The following is a 16,488-nucleotide window of genomic DNA, read 5'->3' as shown; positions in this document are numbered from 1 at the left end:
ATAACGGGTGCGGAGCATAACGTTGGGTAGGCGCAAGTTCATTAGTGAAGTGATAACAAACACGATAACTTGCCTCAGTCCTAAAATCATGGTCGCGAAATAGCGCGCAATTCACAGAGATATGGTCTATTGCTCATTGTATGGATAGGCTTGAAACAGACGCTGATATTGATCGTGGCATAAAATTTTTATGCCGTCACGAACCGGCTTTCGCGCGCGCTGCGGCGCGGATTAATGCGCCAATTCCGCTGCGCAGGCGGGCAGGGGGGTTTGATGCGTTGCTAAAGGCCATTGTCGCGCAGCAATTAAGCGTTGCGTCTGCGGCGGCTATTTGGGCGCGTGCGGAGGCTGCAGGCTTCACACAAGCGCAAAGAATCTTAAGCACAACCGATTTAGCCTTGCGAGAGGTTGGGCTGAGCCGTCAAAAAATAAAATATGTCCGAGCATTGGCGCTTGCGGATGTAGATTTTGACGCGCTTGCCGCAGCGTCAACTGAAGAGGTGGTGGGGGTTTTAACGCAAATATCGGGCATCGGGGTTTGGACGGCAGAAATATACGCGATGTTTTCTTTGGGGCATCAAGATGTATTTCCCTCAGGCGATTTGGCGCTTCAAGAAGCGGCAAAAGATTTGTTTGGAATGACCGACAGGCCAAGCGCGAATGCCTTGAAAACCATGGCCGGTGAATGGAGCCCGTGGAGAGCAGTTGCAGCGCATGTTTTGTGGGCGTATTACTCGGCCATTAAAAAACGCGAGGGAATTGGATGACACGGGTTCTGCAAACGGAACGTAAAGAAGCTTTATCGGGCTCGACCCGCTCGGCAGTGGTGTTTTTACATGGATATGGTGCCAATGCAGCAGATTTACTGGGGTTGGCCGACCCTTTGGGCGAGCATCTGCCGGATACATTATTCATCGCGCCAAATGCGCCCGAGATATGCAATGGGATTCCAATGGGGTTTCAATGGTTTCCTATACCTTGGATTGACGAATCCAGCGAAGAGGAATCAATGCGCGGCATGCAAGCTGCGGTTGAGGATTTGAACGCGTTTTTAGATGCATTGATGGTCGATGAGGATCTGTTGCCCGAGCAAGTGGTGTTATTTGGATTTTCACAAGGCACGATGATGGGCTTGCACGTTGCCCCGCGGCGAGAGGATGCGATAGCCGGAATGGTTGGGTTTTCCGGACGCCTGATGGAGCCTGATCTGTTGGTGGATGAGGTGTTATCACGCCCGCCAATTTTGTTAATCCATGGTGATCAAGATGATGTGGTGCCTATCGCATCTTTGCCAGAAGCCGCGGATGGGCTGCAAAAAGCGGGATTTCAAGATGTGTTTGCACATGTTCAAAAAGGTACGGCGCATGGCATTGCTTCTGATGGTTTGTCGGTTGCCTTGGCATTTATGCGCGACAAGCTTGGGCTGTAACGCTGTTTTTGACGTTAAGCCCAAGCCGGGCGCGATCGCCTTATGCGTCAATTAGGCTATATATTGGGCTTGCCAGATAAAATGCGCGATATATAGTTTGCTTTGTGGAAAGAGACGCGTGCCAAAGCGTATTGTGCGGCTGAGAAAAGGGGTTGAAGGCAGATGGATGGCGAATTTAGGACAGAGTTTGTGCGTGAACCCTCTGCATTAAAGCAACATCCAGCACTGGTTTTGAATGCTGATTACCGACCATTATCGTATTACCCTTTATCCTTGTGGTGTTGGCAAGATGCCGTGAAAGCTGCCTATATGGATCGGGTTGATATCGTGGCGGAATATGATCATTATGTTCACAGTCCAACCATTCGCTTTCGAATACCCTCGGTTGTGGTTCTCAAAGATTATGTAAAACCTCAAAAGCGCGTGGCCTTCACGCGCTTTAATTTATTTTTGAGGGATCATTTTTCATGCCAATATTGTGGGTCGAAAGGTGATCTTACATTTGACCATGTTGTGCCACGCGCAAGCGGGGGCGTTACAAGTTGGCAAAACGTGGTTGCGGCTTGCAGCCCCTGTAATTTGAAAAAAGGATCAAAAAGTTTAAAGCGCGCAGGAATGTCGTTGGCGCGTAAACCACGCTGTCCAGAAGCAGAAGAGCTGCGAAATGCAGGCCGCAATTTCCAGCCCAATTATCTTCATGAAAGTTGGATGGACTTTTTATATTGGGATAGTGAGCTTGAAGCTTAGGCCCTCACGTGCCTAATGAGTTTTCGCACCAACCTTTTATTAATCCAGCTGCAGGGTGGGTTTTAGCGTCTAAAATTGGGGTATTTTAATACCTATATTTTAAGTAACTGTTTTTAAACAGAAATATAACCCTTATAGTGCTTGACCATGACAGCGCATCGCCTATAACCACATGCGATGAAGAGAAGCGGTTTGGCTTCTTTAAGTGTGACTTATGATGGGACGATCTTTTATGAAAACCTTTTCTGCTACTCCCGCAGATATTGAAAAGAAATGGATCCTGATCGACGCTGAGGGCGTTGTTCTGGGCCGTTTGGCTTCAATTGTTGCGATGCGCCTGCGCGGTAAACACAAAGCCTCTTTTACGCCTCATATGGATTGCGGCGATAATGTGATTATTATCAATGCTGAAAAAATTCAGATGACCGGTAAAAAGCGGGAAGAGAATTTTTATTGGCACACAGGGTACCCTGGTGGCATTAAATCGCGTACCAAAGCGCAAATTTTAGAAGGAGCGCATCCTGAGCGTGTGGTTGTACAAGCTGTTAAGCGGATGTTGCCCGGCAATCGTTTGAGCCGTGGATTGATGACCAATCTGCGCGTTTATGCGGGGGCAGAGCATCCCCATGAAGCGCAGGCCCCAACTGTGTTGGATGTGAAATCAATGAATCCTAAAAATACAAGGGCTGCATAATTATGACTGAAGAAATGAAATCTTTGGAAGAGCTGCAAACTGTTGGGTCAGATGCAGACGTGCAAATTGAAGTTGCCGCTCCGCGCGAGCCCATGCGCGATGCTTTGGGGCGCGCTTATGCAACCGGCAAAAGAAAAGACGCAGTTGCGCGTGTTTGGATCAAGCCAGGCTCGGGTAAAGTGGTTGTGAATGGAAAAGAAATGAACGCCTATTTTGCGCGTCCTGTGTTGCAAATGATTTTGCGTCAACCGTTTCAAGTTGCGGGCGTAGTAGATCAGTTCGACGTAAACGCGACGGTCAAAGGTGGTGGTTTATCGGGGCAGGCCGGTGCCGTGAAGCACGGTATTTCAAAGGCTTTGCAGCTTTACGAACCCGGTTTGCGTGGCGCTTTGAAATCGGCGGGCTTCTTAACGCGGGACAGCCGCGTTGTGGAACGTAAAAAATACGGTAAACGCAAAGCGCGCCGGAGCTTTCAGTTCTCTAAACGCTAAGTTTGAAACTTCGAACTTACTATATAAAACAAAGGGTTGCGTATTTCGCAGCCCTTTTTGTGCGTAGCAGAATTGTAGCAGACGCTGTGTATGTTGACGTTATGGTTTAGCGATTTTAGCATATCTGTAGCGTTTTAGGTTGCTATTGGAGTGCGCTGTTAGCGTTTTATGAGGACAAAAGGGAGCACTATGGTGGTGCGCTTGTGCTGTTTAAGCGCAACCTAACTATCGCCGTTCCCAACGCTAAAACGCACAGACGTGCAAATTGGTATATGCGTTTGAAGATTGGTGGACGCAAAGGCTACGTTACACGCAGCACCAAACTTACGATTTACGAAGATGCTTATGAGTATGCGAAGAGCGAGTTGTTGCGCTTACAGCAAGCAGCAAAGTTGGGGCATAGTTTAGACGAACACACGTTTGAACAGCATTGGCGTGATTGGTTTGAACGAAACACAAAGAACGGCACGTGGACGGCGAGCAGGCAGTATTGGCACGACAAATACGCTGAACGTTATTTTAAGCAGTATTTTAAGAACAAAGACGGCACGAGTATGCTGCTTAACGATATTACTCCAAGTGTTGCGAGTGGGTATTGGGATTGGCGTATTGGGTTTTGGGACAGTGCAGAAGGCAAAGCACTGCAGAAGCACAATCCAAAGCGACGTGGTGCTAAAACACGTGGCACTAACAATGCACGAAAAGCGCCAGCAACTAAAACGCTGCTGATGGAGCAAAGTGCATTAAACCAAATCTTTTTTGATGCTTTTGAACGTGGGCGCTTGCAGCAAGTGTTTAAGATGAAAGCGCCAGCGAAAAACAGAACGCCAGCGCGACGTGCTGGGTTTGATGCTGAAGAATATGCAACGCTTACACGTTATCTGCGCAGTTATAGGGACTGTGTGGGTGTGTTTGCAGACAAGCGTTTGAATGCTTGGCATAAGATGCAACGACAGCAGATGTATTATTTTGTGCTGTTTTTGGCGAACAGTGGACTGCGGGTAGGCGAAGCACGTGAGATGCTTTGGAGTGATATCAAGTTTGATGTGGCTGTTGAAGGCAGCGACAGTGTGATTGCAGAAGTGCGTGTGAGTAAGGCGACGAAGAAGGGTGAAGCACGTTTTGTGCAGACACAACCAAATGCAAACAGTCTGCTAAAGCGTTGGCGTGAAACTTCGCCGTATAACAAACACAAATACTTGGTTTGGTTTGGGCAAGTGGACGCTGAAGCACGTGAAGTGCGCAAGTTTGTTGATTTGAACAGAGGCTTTCAGATATTTTTGAAGCGTGTTCCGTATAACGAACGTGCGGATGGTTTGTTGTATGATAGGGACGGCGACAAGCGCAGTTTATACAGTTTGAGGCACACTTATGCGACGCTGCGTTTGGAGAAGGGTGATGTAAGTGTTTACGATTTGGCGATGAATATGGGCTGTAAAGTTGCGCAAATCGAAAACCACTATAGTCACGTGCTTACACAGCAGCGCAGACACGAGATTACCAAAACAAAGCGCAAGACAGCAGCAGTTGTTGAAGACGTTGTGGATGCAGAAGATGGCTTTGCGCTTGAGGCATTAAAGCGTTTTAGACGTGGCGAGTTGAGTGAAGCAGCACTGCTTGAGATAATGAAACTGCCGCAATAATTGCTACAGTAATTCTGTCGTTAAATGATGAAACGAAAATCTTAAAACGGTGCTTGGGAAAAATGATGATTAGGACACTTACTGAAACTGACTTAACTGACGTTAAAAATACATTTTTTAATTCTTTTTCTATAGAAGAAGCGTCAATAACGTATCCCGTAATTGAGGAGCTTATTACAAAAGATGATAAGCACAAAAATTTATGTATGGGGTATGAGGTAGATGGAAATATTATAAGTGCAATTGGTTTTTCTCCCGTATTACTTGATGGAGGGATGGAAATTTCGGCATATATTTTGGCACCGTTCGCTACTCACAAGCTGCATCAGAAAACAGGTATCGGTACGCAATTAATTGAAGCAGCAAAAGCACACTTTATTAAGAAAGATGTAGATGCTTTACTCGTTTATGGAGAACCATCCTACTATAGTAGGTACGGATTTAGCGTCGATTTAGGGAAGTATTTTATACCTCCATATCCGCTTGAGTATGAATTTGGATGGCAAGCGATGATGCTGAGTGATAGAGATTTTGCCGATGAAAAATTGATATTTACTTGCGTAAACGCTTTAGCTGACGCCGCTCTTTGGTGACAACTAAACCAACTCTACAGCATTCGCCAACTGTTCCGCATTAACGTCAATGTAGCGTTGTGTTGTCGCAATGCTGCTGTGCCCAGCAAGTTCTGCAAGCACACGCACTCCAACGCCTTTGCTTGCCAAGCGTGTAATAAACGTGCGTCTGCCACTGTGTGATGTGGCGTGTTTAAGACTGCACTGTTGGAAGATGTGGATGAGTAGTTGGCACATTGTGTTTGCACTAAAGAAACTACCCTTTTGACTGAAAAACAGTGGTGCTGTGGGTTGCTTGGGCAAGGTTGGGTAATATTGGGCAAGTTGTCGCTTGAGTGTCTTGTTGACGTATACAGTGCGTGTGCGAGCTCCTTTTGTTGCTGCTGCTGACAACACAAATGAACTGTGCACGTTGCCAACGTCGTCATACACATCGCAGATGCGCAGTGCTGCAAGTTCCTTTGCACGTAAGCCAGCGTGTAAACTAAACACGAAGATGGTTGTGTCACGCTGTGCGTGTTGTCGTGTAGCACAATAGGCAAGCACACGTTTTATCTCTGCGTCTTTTAGTGTCTTTGCCTGTCGCATTGCTGTCTCCAAATCCCATAAGTGTCAGTAAATAAGTGTAAATTCTGACATTGTGTTTGGACAACGATTATCTGTGCGCAAATGAGTTGTTCGATAACAAGCACTTACAGCAGAACCCCATACAATCCATATTGTATGACATTCTTGTTTGTTTGCAGTGCGTTGTGTCCAAACAGTGTGTTTGAACCTACTGTTTTGTTTGAGTGTGTTTGAAGCACTGTGTTGCAACCAATACGAAACACTATGCCGTCTCCAAGCAAACGGCGTGTGCTGTCGTCTAAACTGTCTGTGCTAACTTCAGTCTGCATAAACAGCAGCGTTGGGAATAAATGTGTTGTCTATGTCCCAAGTGCTTATGTCGCCTACAATCTTCTGCTTGTCATAATGTGCCTCTTTTAGAACGTAGAAATTTAAGCCTTTGCTGCTGCCTATAATTGTTTGCGTGTGCACGTCTTCGCTTTGCCTACAGTTTGTCCAAGTATGCCTAAATATGCCGTCGATTGTTTCTGCTTTCCTAAAGTGCTTGGGAATGTTGCCTAATATGATGTTGAAATGCGTTGTAAGTGTTGCTGCTTGCGCTGTATCGACGGCTTCGATGGTTATAAGTGTGAGTGGGCGATATAGATTGGGCTTGCGACGCACGAGGTTTGATTGATTTGGATGCAGCGCAGCAGCAAGCACATTGAGTGTGTGCCGTAAGTCTTGTTTTGCTGCTTGAACACGTGTGTGCAGCGTTTTGGCTGACAAACGTGCTGGGCAAATGTTTGTGTGTGCAACGACGAAAAACTGCGCCAAGTGTGCTTGTGCGTCGAAAAGTTGCTGTATGTCAGCCGCGTTGTAAGTTCTCATCTATTAATTCCACTAAATACTCGTGTGCAAACACCAACACAGTGTTGCTGTGTATTTATGCGCAGAGGAGAAATTGATGACAAAAACGGTTTTGGATGAAATTAAGCAAGCATTGATGGCTGCAAATGCAGTGCAAGGCGAACAAGAGTTTTGCGTTGCGTGGTTGGGTAAGAATGCGAGTTATATGCGTGTTCTGCGGTTCCAACAGTTGCAGCCAAGTGCAGATGCGTTGGCAGTGTGTGCAAGTAAATTGAACTACTACACGCAGAGATTGGAAGGCAGCTGCGACAGCAAGCACAAGCAGTGGGCGCAACGCTTTGCAGTGCTACACAGCAAATGCACAACGGCACTCAACGAACAAGCACGGACAAAGTGGCAAGCAGCAGAACGAATGGGCGCTGTGTGAAATGGGTTTTAAACGTAGAAAAAACGTGCTGCGGTTTTTGGTAGGGAACTACTTACAGTTTTGGGGTGGTGATTTTGCACATATGGGGGTGGCGCAGTGACTGCATTGGCTGATGTGCAGCATGCGTTAAACACGATACGAGACATAACGAACAAAGAACAAGCAGCAGTGCGTTTGGAGGTGCTGCGTTTAATGGCGACAATGATTGCTGACGAAGCGCGAGACATTGAGGGCGTGAAGGTGAAAACAACACAGACAAAGCGTAGCAAGCCGTTGCCAACGCTGCCTTTACCCAAGTCTGTCAACACACCCAAGCCAACCCAAGCAGCGCCAACTCAGCAAGTGTCACAGCAAGACTTCGAACCTATACAAGCCATCAAACCCATAGCACCCAAGTAGTGCTTACATCGTAAAACGATGTAAGCGCCGTACGTAGTAGTGGCGTAGAACACGTGTGTGCTTGCTGTATGGGGTGAGTTTGAGGGTAGGGTGCGTTGAGTGCTACACGCTGTGAGGACGCTATGTGAGCATTTTTTACTGGAAAACAGCAGATTTAGTGTGTTTTAATAATTTGAATGCTGGTTTAGGTGAGTGGCATAGTGAGACTTGGTTTAGAAGGGATTATGATATGGAAATGCCTAAATCTATGAAGCTATTCGAGCAGCTATTTTTGGGTTCGTTAGTACTTGGTGTCATAAACAGTGCACTTATGTCGAATGAAATGGGCTTAGGTGGGGGCGCGGTTTATGGCGTTGCTGGCTTCCAAGTGCTAATTATGGTTATCGTTGGTGCACTTGTTCTTTTAACAAGCCGCAAAAAGAGTGTAATCTGCAAATGGATTAACACTGTTTTTTTCGTACAGGGAATGGTTGCGTTTATTCCGAGTTTAGCAATGTTTATTGAGCAAGGCGTGATGGGAGTGATTAGTGCTGTTCAAGTGCTTATGCAAGCATATGCGATTTACCTTCTATTTAACGCTGACAGCAAAGCTTGGTTTGCCTCAAAAAAGTTAACAGATAGTTAACAGGTTCATACTGAACCTATATCTTATTGTTATCATACGCTTTATATAGATACCGAATAGCGAAACGCTGATAGCGAACCTTCAAATTTACAATACAAAACAAAGGGTTGCGTATTTCGCAGCCCTTTTTTTGTGCGTAGCAGAATTTTAGAAGAATCTGTATGTGTTGAGGTTACGGTTATGTGGTTTGTGCATATCTGTAGCGTTTCAGGTTGTTGTTTGTATGGGTTAATTGGGTATCGTATTGGTATTTGCAAATTCAGTATCGAACATTTCGTAAAACTTAGGGAGACTAAGAATTTATATCAGCGCTCACATTCACTTGATAAAACAAGCGCTCTGTTAACGTTGCGCGGCGTATATTAAGTTGAAGTTTATGGGGTAAACGATGTTGAGTGTCTGCTGTAAATAATTTCTTCCATTTCTTTCAAAAACCTTGAGAGGGTATAAAAACTTAATCATAATAAAATGCAAAAAAACGCTTCTTGCAATCAACTAAATAGCAGAAATGAGGTGGAGAAAGTCGATGGATAATATAATAAATCAGGCTTTACACGAGTTTTCATTCCACCTTGCGAAAACGGAAATAGAAATTTTTAAGGAACGAAAGCGATGGCGCTCTGAATGTGCTTTAACGAATTATTTTCAAAGCACACCAGAAAAGGCTGTCTTTAGTCGTGTGATGTATATTGCTGCTGTGGTAAGGCAGGGTTACACCGTAGGTGAGATGGCAAAGGAGCTTTCAATAAGCCGGCAGACGATCAGTAATCTATGCAAAGAAACAGTTTCTGCAGGTTGGGTGTTGTGCAAAAAAGAGAACAAAAGACAATATTATCATGCGTCTGATGAATTATGCGCTTCAATAGTGAACTATGCAGATTATAGTTCGGATATGTTCCAAAAGACCATGGTACATGAGGCAGAAGTGCTTTTGGGTCTTCTTAAAAGACGTAAGGCTGCTTTACCTATAACGAACTATGAAAAATAACGTATTTATAGACAAATGTCAGTTTCTGCAGGGTCTGATGCTATTTGATAAAGCGATTTTGGGAAACCATCGATAAGAATGTGTAAGACCGTAGAATTCTTGGCCAATGGGATTGGGCGACTTTGGAAAGATAGCGTTGGGAGTAACCTGAGTTTAGAGGTAATAGATCAATTGAATGTATTTGTTTCGTTTTACTGCGTAATTAACGGAATATATGGTTCAAAAAGGGCGTTTGAAGCGTAAGATGGGGGCGAAAGAGGGGTATAAAGAGACAAGGAGCAAAAGCTAATTCAATAGGGTTTGAATACCACAGGCCCTTGAAAAGTCGTATAATATATACATTGTTTGATGTTACTGACGCACCAGAATGTCAGAACAGCCTAGCCAGCCAGCCTAGCATTGGTAGATTATGCTGGCTGCTTTTCACAGATTTTATCGGCGCAATTTCACTGTTTATTATGCTCTTTGGTGGCCTTTGGATGCTGCCAGTAGTTTCGGAGTTAATGAAGTGAGCGTGCGTAAGGTCATTGACCTAACCGCCAGAAAAATTGACGCAGAGCTAAAGAAAGATTTGGCAATGCTTGCCAGCGATATACAGCTTGCCAAATTCCAAAAGCAAAAATGGCAAAAGATTGAGCGCGAAATAAGTGCAGCTCTTGCTGAAACTATGGAAGACAGCGCCATTGGATCTTTTCAGTTAGAAAACGCAACGCTTACTTTGCTTGAAAATGGCGAGCTAGATATTGACTGGGAAGTTGTCCAATGAGGCCCCCGCTGACAGACCGCCAGCGTGAGGTTTTTACTTTCATTTTGAAACATTGGCAGCTCAAGCATCGATGCCCTAGTTTGCGCGAAATCGCCAAGGGTGAGCTGAATGGCAAGCGCTTTATGAAGCCTCGCAGTCAAAGCTGTGGAGTTCATAAAGTCATTGAGCGCATTGTTGAGAGAGGCTGGCTTGTTACCGAGCGCTTTGGCAGCTCTACCTATTGGCGGGTGCCAGAGGATCTTGCCAATGAATGATCAAAGCAAAATCGATATGCGCCAAATTACAACGCCCGAGCAAGAAGCTGAGCTAGGCGAGCGCATGTTAAAGATGGCAAGGATCGACGCTCACAAAACGCGTGCGCGTGATGGCAGGCACGATAACCTCAAAACCAACAAGCCTGACGCCTATACTGTGACGGGCAGAAAGCTTCACCCGCGCACAATCTTAATCAGGCGCTTAAATGATTTAGGCTTGAGCAGCCAAGAGATTTCGCAAGAGGTTGGCTTGCGTGTTGGCGCAGTCAACGAAGTGCTGCGCGATTACAAAAAGTGAGAGAGGGCCAGCTTTTGCTGGCCTTTACTCCAACATATGCAGCGCCGCCTCTAACGTTTCATCGTTGCGCCGCGTCCAGCCTTTTCCATACCTCGCAAACGTCTTTAAAGAGCTGTAGAAAACTTGCCTGCTTGAGTGCATTTTCTCTATCAGCTCGCGAGCTTCATAGTTGCCAACAGCTTGCAGGGTTTTAGGCCCGATAGCACCATCTGGCTTAGCGCCAACAATCTTTTGCAGTGCTTTGCTAGATCGATTGCCAGAGTTCACCTGCCAGTCAAAAACGCTCCAATCCAAGCCAGAGGCTAAGTCATCACAGCGAGCGCGATCCCAATAGTTTTGCTTATAAATTGGTGCAATGTCATCAAACGTCAGCGCTTTCATAACCTCGATCGGCGCAGGCTGGCCAGTATAGGCGGCATAGGTTTTCGCAGTGACGCCCATATTTGTACTGCCTTGGTTGCCATAGCCATCGCCATCGTTACCGGGATCAAACTTATCTGCTGTAAAACCGCCCTCGTGAACCAGCAGCATCTGCAAGCATTTGTCGAAGTTCTTTTTCATATCATTTGCCTTTCATAAAAAACTTGGTGGCTTGCCTGCTGGCAAAGGTGGCGCTCAAGATTATGCCAAGAGCTGCCTTGTACCAGTCGGGGCAGGCATCAAGCGCGGTGAACCCGTTCTCGACCATTGTGCGACCCCAGTCGCCTGCAAACGCAAGCACCAATGGCAACGCAAAGATCACAGCATACAGCTCATCAGCCCACGAGTTGTTTTGGTTTTTCGCTTGGATTTTTTCCCACTCGGCGGCGCTTGTTGATGAGCTGACCATGATGGCAGCTTCTGCTTCTGCTCGCGCCACTTTGACTTTGGTTTCAGCAGCCTTTTGCTCGACTTTGCCATTTAGCCAAGTGCCAGCGAGGTTTGCGATAGGTGTGATGAACTGCATCATTTTTTGCCACCGTTTACATACAGCCCAAACCAAGCTGCCCCGGCACCAACAATAACGCTGACAAATCCAGCTTGCGCATTATTGGGCAGCTCTAAACTCATAAACCAACTGCACGTTTGATAGAAAACAACCATGTAGCTCAAAATCAGCAGGCGCGGCACGATGCGCCAAGCGTCTAATCTTTCTGGTGTCATGTTAAACCTCGATGTTGATGTTTGTGCCGGTTGGGCGATCGGCTGTAGTCTTTGCGCCATACCTGTCGTAAGCCTTGCCCAAATCTAGCTTTTGCTCTCTTAGCGCTTCCAAATGCGTGTGATTGGCGCGATGCTCTTTTGCTACGCGCTGCTCGACCAGGTGGGTTTCTATTCGCTCGCGCGTTTGCGTTTGTTGATGGATGTCAGAGGCAACGTTAAATGGCGCAGAGCCAACGCCAGAAACACCGTCAGCCATCGCGCTTGACTGCTATCCAAACAAAGCCAAACAAAGCGCCAACGCAGAGTAGAAACAGCAGCATGCCAGCAGCCCAAGCAATAATAGTTTCTTTGCGCTCAATCCGCTTATACTGCGCATCTTTTTGCTTCTGGCGGATTTCGTTTTCCATGCGAATAAGCTCTTGCCAAGCTGATGGGCCGAGCGTTTCGCTGATCATTTTGCGCAGATCATCGCGCATATTTTCACGCTGTTTCTTTTGCACAAAAAGCTGCATGGCTTGCTCTTCAACATTGCCAAAGCTCTGATACCACTTAGGGTTTTCAATTCGTTTAGCCGCAAAGTCAAAGTCCGAGATAGCTTTTGACCAGCGGCCAAGATCGCCCGCCATGCCTTCGAGGTCACGCCCAATCTGACAGCCTTTGCGGATAGCGTTAAACGCAGCACCCGCCGCCATAATTGCTGTTGCTGGATCGATCATGTGTTGCTTCCGACTTTTAGATAGCGAGGGCAGGGCGCGCCATAAGGCACGCGCAGCTTTGGCGGGTAATGATAATAGAAGTTTGAGCTAGGTGGGCAGCGATAAATGCACGCGTTGAAGAGGTCGCCGCCCGATAGAACGCCAACCAAGACAAACGCAATTTGGCAGATCATTTATCGCGCAGCGCCAGCTCTATGTTATCAAGTTTGAACGAGATAGATTTCAGCGCATCTTTAACATCTTTAATCTCTCGATCATGCGCCAGTTTGTTGCCGTCAGACGTTGCTTTTAGAACGGCTATGTCAGTTGTCTGCTGGCTGACTTTTACATGCAGCATCCAAACAAACGCAGCAACCGGGGCGACCGCCCATTGTATAAAAAACGCGATCGTTTCCATAGTTATTGCTTTCAATTTTAGGTAATATCGTCGGTGATTTCGACGCGAATGTAGCTGTCGTTGGGGAATGTTTCGACGGTGCCATCTGCATAAGTTATTTCAAACTCTGCCTGATAGCTGTCAACGGTGTCAGTGTCAGACCCAATCCAATTATATTGCACAACGCCACCAGCAGGCGGCGAAATAATAACGCCCGGCGCATCAACTTTGCTAGTTGTGCCGCCGATTGTGCGCATGTGAAACCTAACAGAAGCACCTGTTAAATCTACAGCAGCCGCGTCACCGTCTTTAAGATTTGCGCGGATAGATGGCGCAGTATCATTTTGCTTGATGTTGAATGTCATTATGCTGCCTCTTTGTACGCTTCTTCTATTATTATTGAGCTGTTCTCTGCCAACGTGACAGAGTTGTGAGTGTTTGTGGTTACATCTTGCGAGTAATCATCAAACTCAAACCGGCGGTTGAAGGTAAAGTAAAATGCAGCATCTTGGCCAGTGAGTGCAAAGTGGCCAACGTCTACGGCTTCACCAACAATAAAGTCAGCCTCTTGGCCCGCTAGTGCAAACGAACCGGCGTCTAGAGTGACAATAACGTCTTTATCTAAATCAGCGTCTTGCCCCGTAAGTACAAACAAGCCGACATCGGACGCCATAACTCTGTGAACCGTAAGCTCAACGTCTTGCCCTGACAGCGCAAACGAACCAGTTTCGGCGGTAAATCTAACATCTTTGACAAGGCCCGCATCTTGGCCGGTTACAATAAAGCCGCCGGGGCCAAAGAACTCGCCAACATCAAAGAATGCCTCTTGGCCAGATGCTGCAAACAAACCAGTTTCAAAGATTTCAGACAGGATAAAGTCGGCATCTTGGCCAGTCAGCGCGAATGAACCGGCGTCAGCATCAAACCTAACATCTTTAATCAGGGTTGCATCTTGGCCAGTCAGCGCGAATGAACCGGCGTCAAGATCTATAAATACATCTTTAATCAGGGTTGCGTCTTGGCCCGTAAGCGTAAAACTGCCCGCATCTAACGTGAGAGCAACATGCTTGTTTAGACTTGCTGCTTGGCCGGTAAGCGTAAATGTACCAGCCTCAAACGCCTCAGAGACAGTAAAGTCAGCATCTTGACCAGCCAGCGCAAACAAGCCAGTTCCAGCCGCAATGGACTGACCGTAGAACAAATCTACTGCTTGCCCTGTTAGCGTAAATGAACCGGCATCAAGCGCTGGTTTAACATTGCGCGCAAAGTCTACGGTTTGGCCGGTCAGCGCAAACGCGCCTGCATCGGCGGTAAACCTAACGCTTTTATCAAGGTCTGTAACTTGCCCAGAAAGCGCGAATAAGCCAGCGTCAAGCTCTATGGCCAGATCTTTTATAAAGCTTGCGTCTTGGCCGGTCAGCGCAAATGCGCCTGCATCAGCAGCAAGCCTAACGTCTTTGTTTAGATTTGCGGCCTGACCAGTTGCTGCAAATGATCCAGCATCAAGCTCAACAGCAACATCTTTATCAAGATCCGCTGCCTGTCCTGTCAGCCCAAACGAACCGGCACCAAGCGTAGCTGCAACATCTTTGTTTAGATTGGCTGCTTGGCCCGTAAGCGCAAAACTGCCTGCATCTGCTGTAAACACTTTGCCGCTTGCAAAAGTCACATTTTGGCCGGTCAGCGCAAACGTGCCAGTGCCAGCCGTAAATCTAACTGACTTGGCTAAATTAACATTTTGCCCTGATAGCAAAAAGCCGCCAGCGCCAAAGAACTCACCAACCTCAAAGTTTACGTCTTGGCCCGCCAGCGTAAACGAACCAGCCTTAAAGCCTTCTGATATTGTAAGACTTACATCTTGCCCCGTCAGCGCGAATGAACCGGCGTCAAGCGCCAATCTTACATGCTTGTTTAAATCTGCTGCTTGCCCCGTCAGCGCGAATGAACCGGCGTCAAGAGATGCTTGCACATCTTTGTCTAAATCTACCGCCTGCCCAGTGACTGCGAATGAACCAGCATTAAGCGCTAATGTAACGTCTTTGTCTAAGTCTGCTGTTTGCCCAGTCGCTGAAAAAGTGCCAGCGCCAGCAGTTAAGACTACGCTTCTATTTAGCTCTGCTGTTTGCCCGCTGAGCGCAAAAGCGCCAGCGTCAGCAACGAAAACATAATCAACTGATGTAACACCACTGTCCGCTAGTGGCGCAGATGCGAGTGGGCTAAAGCCTAACATTAGTCAGCCTCTGCAATCGTTAGTGTGCCAGCATCGACCTGCCGCATGATTTCAGCGTAGTGGCGATTGGCTGGATCAAGGGGTACTGACATTTCAGTGCCGTCTATTGTTGCTTGGATGGAGGCGGTGTTGCCATGCATGTCAGTCGTGTACTGAGCCGCTGTAATATTCATATTATCCATGTTTATAACTCCGCATCTGCATGAAGGTAGCCCGTAGCATTGGCCCAAAGAACCTGCCCAGCGTGTCCTGCTGTCATTGATGCGCTAGTTGAAGCAAAAATTCCCATTGCTTTTTTGCTTAACCCATTGATAGCGCCTCCAGTAAAGTTGTGCTGCCCTGTTGTGTAAAAGCGAAAGTCGGTTATATTACTTACTGAAACACTTGGGACAGCACGCATTTGAACCAACAGTGGTACGGCCCCTCTTACCTGAGAAGTTGTTTCCGCAATACCGTTGCTTAAAATAGTGTTACTCCCGCTGTCGGCATTAAACGCTTGAAAATACCTCTGGCACCGTGCAAGCTCGTCCCCATACGACCGATTTTCGAAGGGGGTGGCTGTGTCGCCTACTTCTAGCTGGACGCCTGTGATTTGCAAGGTAGCGTTAAGGTTGTCTTTGAGGCTAAACGATGACGGTGGGCCAATATCAAAAGCCCCATTCCATTGATTAGCTGTGCCTTCAAACGTTGATCCAATACCAAGGCTCCAGAATACATACATACCCGTTGTGTTATCAGTTGCCCAAGTTCCAGTTGTGTCACCAGAAATTGTTATTATTTTATACTCCCAAGTATTTGAAGCACTGATCGTATATTGGTAAGGGTACGACCTGTTTGCTGCACCGTTAACAAACGACCCACCATATGTCCCAGTATTGGATGCTTTGACCCAAAAAGATAATGTGATGGCTTTTGCGCTTGATGAACCAAATGCAAGATTAGCTGTGTTATGACCTTCTATTGCATGATATAGCTGCACTCTGCTTGCAGATGAGTCAGACGTTGCAGCAGAAGTGCATGTTACCTTATTGGAATTTGCAAATCCGTCTGGCGCATCTGACACCTGTTGAATGGTAATTGTTCCAGTAGTATTTGCAAAAAAAGAAAACCTGTCGGCAGCAAACTTAGCGGCTGACGCAGATCCTGTTACACTCGCACCTCCATTGCGCTGGTCAATGACCATGCCACCATTGATAATCAGGTTACGATTAGACAAAGCACCATCATCGAAGGCGTTGCCTAGGTCTGCTAATCCTCGTGCCTTGCTGCTCATT

General features: G+C 46.7%; 26 protein-coding genes. 14 read left to right on the top strand and 12 right to left on the bottom strand.

Annotated features, from left to right (window positions below):
- Positions 1-140 precede the first annotated feature (140 nt).
- From UM181_15140 to UM181_15110, 7 genes are all read left to right on the top strand, one after another.
- Positions 141-767 carry a DNA-3-methyladenine glycosylase 2 family protein gene (locus UM181_15140; GenBank protein ID WQC62633.1) on the top strand — a complete coding sequence of 209 codons (627 nt, stop codon included), beginning with the start codon at positions 141-143 and terminating at the stop codon, positions 765-767.
- A complete protein-coding gene (locus UM181_15135) occupies positions 764-1,429 on the top strand; it encodes a prolyl oligopeptidase family serine peptidase (protein WQC62632.1) in 666 nt (221 codons plus the stop codon). The genes UM181_15140 and UM181_15135 overlap by 4 nt, the downstream gene beginning before the upstream one ends.
- 162 nt (positions 1,430-1,591) lie before the next feature.
- On the top strand, positions 1,592-2,176 hold the full coding sequence (locus UM181_15130) for an HNH endonuclease (GenBank protein ID WQC62631.1): 585 nt from the start codon (positions 1,592-1,594) through the stop codon (positions 2,174-2,176).
- Positions 2,177-2,408: 232 nt separating this feature from the next.
- Entirely contained in the window at positions 2,409-2,870 is a 462-nt protein-coding gene (gene rplM, locus UM181_15125; GenBank protein ID WQC62630.1) for a 50S ribosomal protein L13, read from the top strand.
- A gap of 2 nt (positions 2,871-2,872) precedes the next feature.
- On the top strand, positions 2,873-3,361 hold the full coding sequence (gene rpsI, locus UM181_15120) for a 30S ribosomal protein S9 (GenBank protein ID WQC62629.1): 489 nt from the start codon (positions 2,873-2,875) through the stop codon (positions 3,359-3,361).
- A 203-nt stretch (positions 3,362-3,564) separates the two neighbouring features.
- A complete protein-coding gene (locus UM181_15115; GenBank protein ID WQC62628.1) occupies positions 3,565-5,004 on the top strand; it encodes a tyrosine-type recombinase/integrase in 1,440 nt (479 codons plus the stop codon).
- 62 nt (positions 5,005-5,066) lie between these two features.
- Positions 5,067-5,597 carry a GNAT family N-acetyltransferase gene (locus tag UM181_15110; GenBank protein ID WQC64774.1) on the top strand — a complete coding sequence of 177 codons (531 nt, stop codon included), beginning with the start codon at positions 5,067-5,069 and terminating at the stop codon, positions 5,595-5,597.
- Between the two features lie 3 nt (positions 5,598-5,600).
- Here the strand turns inward: UM181_15110 and UM181_15105 are convergent, their stop codons facing one another.
- Both UM181_15105 and UM181_15100 read right to left on the bottom strand, forming a co-directional pair.
- Entirely contained in the window at positions 5,601-6,164 is a 564-nt protein-coding gene (locus tag UM181_15105) for a site-specific integrase (protein ID WQC62627.1), read from the bottom strand.
- 297 nt (positions 6,165-6,461) lie between these two features.
- Entirely contained in the window at positions 6,462-7,013 is a 552-nt protein-coding gene (locus UM181_15100) for a hypothetical protein (GenBank protein ID WQC62626.1), read from the bottom strand.
- A gap of 76 nt (positions 7,014-7,089) precedes the next feature.
- Here UM181_15100 and UM181_15095 point away from each other — a divergent pair, with 76 nt between their 5' ends.
- The 7 genes from UM181_15095 (at position 7,090) to UM181_15065 (ending at position 10,749) form a co-directional block, all read left to right on the top strand.
- Complete coding sequence (locus tag UM181_15095) at positions 7,090-7,419, top strand: DUF6626 family protein (GenBank protein WQC62625.1); 330 nt, start codon at positions 7,090-7,092, stop codon at positions 7,417-7,419.
- Positions 7,420-7,515: 96 nt separating this feature from the next.
- Positions 7,516-7,818, top strand: coding sequence for a hypothetical protein (locus tag UM181_15090; GenBank protein ID WQC62624.1), 303 nt, complete (start codon positions 7,516-7,518; stop codon positions 7,816-7,818).
- 124 nt (positions 7,819-7,942) lie between these two features.
- On the top strand, positions 7,943-8,443 hold the full coding sequence (locus UM181_15085; protein WQC62623.1) for a hypothetical protein: 501 nt from the start codon (positions 7,943-7,945) through the stop codon (positions 8,441-8,443).
- 526 nt (positions 8,444-8,969) lie between these two features.
- Positions 8,970-9,431: a winged helix-turn-helix domain-containing protein gene (locus UM181_15080; GenBank protein WQC62622.1), complete on the top strand. Its 462-nt coding sequence runs from the start codon at positions 8,970-8,972 to the stop codon at positions 9,429-9,431.
- Positions 9,432-9,840: 409 nt separating this feature from the next.
- A complete protein-coding gene (locus UM181_15075; protein WQC62621.1) occupies positions 9,841-10,197 on the top strand; it encodes a hypothetical protein in 357 nt (118 codons plus the stop codon).
- Positions 10,194-10,451 (top strand): hypothetical protein, encoded by a 258-nt coding sequence (locus UM181_15070; GenBank protein ID WQC62620.1) that lies wholly within the window; start codon positions 10,194-10,196, stop codon positions 10,449-10,451. The genes UM181_15075 and UM181_15070 overlap by 4 nt, the downstream gene beginning before the upstream one ends.
- A complete protein-coding gene (locus UM181_15065) occupies positions 10,444-10,749 on the top strand; it encodes a hypothetical protein (protein ID WQC62619.1) in 306 nt (101 codons plus the stop codon). Before UM181_15070 ends, UM181_15065 begins: the two co-directional genes overlap by 8 nt.
- Positions 10,750-10,773: 24 nt before the next feature.
- On the opposite strand, the gene UM181_15060 is transcribed toward UM181_15065, so the two are convergent.
- The 10 genes from UM181_15060 to UM181_15015 form a co-directional block, all read right to left on the bottom strand.
- Positions 10,774-11,310 (bottom strand): glycosyl hydrolase 108 family protein, encoded by a 537-nt coding sequence (locus UM181_15060; protein ID WQC62618.1) that lies wholly within the window; start codon positions 11,308-11,310, stop codon positions 10,774-10,776.
- A 1-nt stretch (position 11,311) separates the two neighbouring features.
- Complete coding sequence (locus tag UM181_15055; protein WQC62617.1) at positions 11,312-11,698, bottom strand: hypothetical protein; 387 nt, start codon at positions 11,696-11,698, stop codon at positions 11,312-11,314.
- Complete coding sequence (locus UM181_15050; GenBank protein WQC62616.1) at positions 11,695-11,892, bottom strand: hypothetical protein; 198 nt, start codon at positions 11,890-11,892, stop codon at positions 11,695-11,697. The genes UM181_15055 and UM181_15050 overlap by 4 nt, the downstream gene beginning before the upstream one ends.
- Position 11,893: 1 nt before the next feature.
- On the bottom strand, positions 11,894-12,148 hold the full coding sequence (locus tag UM181_15045; protein ID WQC62615.1) for a hypothetical protein: 255 nt from the start codon (positions 12,146-12,148) through the stop codon (positions 11,894-11,896).
- Entirely contained in the window at positions 12,141-12,608 is a 468-nt protein-coding gene (locus UM181_15040; GenBank protein WQC62614.1) for a hypothetical protein, read from the bottom strand. The genes UM181_15045 and UM181_15040 overlap by 8 nt, the downstream gene beginning before the upstream one ends.
- Before the next feature lie 169 nt (positions 12,609-12,777).
- Positions 12,778-13,005 (bottom strand): hypothetical protein, encoded by a 228-nt coding sequence (locus UM181_15035; GenBank protein WQC62613.1) that lies wholly within the window; start codon positions 13,003-13,005, stop codon positions 12,778-12,780.
- A 17-nt stretch (positions 13,006-13,022) separates the two neighbouring features.
- Complete coding sequence (locus UM181_15030) at positions 13,023-13,349, bottom strand: BppU family phage baseplate upper protein (GenBank protein ID WQC62612.1); 327 nt, start codon at positions 13,347-13,349, stop codon at positions 13,023-13,025.
- Complete coding sequence (locus UM181_15025) at positions 13,349-15,214, bottom strand: hypothetical protein (protein WQC62611.1); 1,866 nt, start codon at positions 15,212-15,214, stop codon at positions 13,349-13,351. The genes UM181_15030 and UM181_15025 overlap by 1 nt, the downstream gene beginning before the upstream one ends.
- Positions 15,214-15,396: a hypothetical protein gene (locus UM181_15020; protein ID WQC62610.1), complete on the bottom strand. Its 183-nt coding sequence runs from the start codon at positions 15,394-15,396 to the stop codon at positions 15,214-15,216. Before UM181_15020 ends, UM181_15025 begins: the two co-directional genes overlap by 1 nt.
- Positions 15,397-15,398: 2 nt before the next feature.
- Entirely contained in the window at positions 15,399-16,487 is a 1,089-nt protein-coding gene (locus tag UM181_15015) for a hypothetical protein (GenBank protein WQC62609.1), read from the bottom strand.
- Position 16,488 lies beyond the last annotated feature (1 nt).

The sequence above is a fragment of the Alphaproteobacteria bacterium US3C007 genome, assembly GCA_034423775.1.
Taxonomy (GTDB): domain Bacteria; phylum Pseudomonadota; class Alphaproteobacteria; order Rhodobacterales; family Rhodobacteraceae; genus Thalassovivens; species Thalassovivens spotae.
Note: the sequence above shows the minus strand (reverse complement) of the source record. Positions and strands in the feature narration are given on the sequence as shown.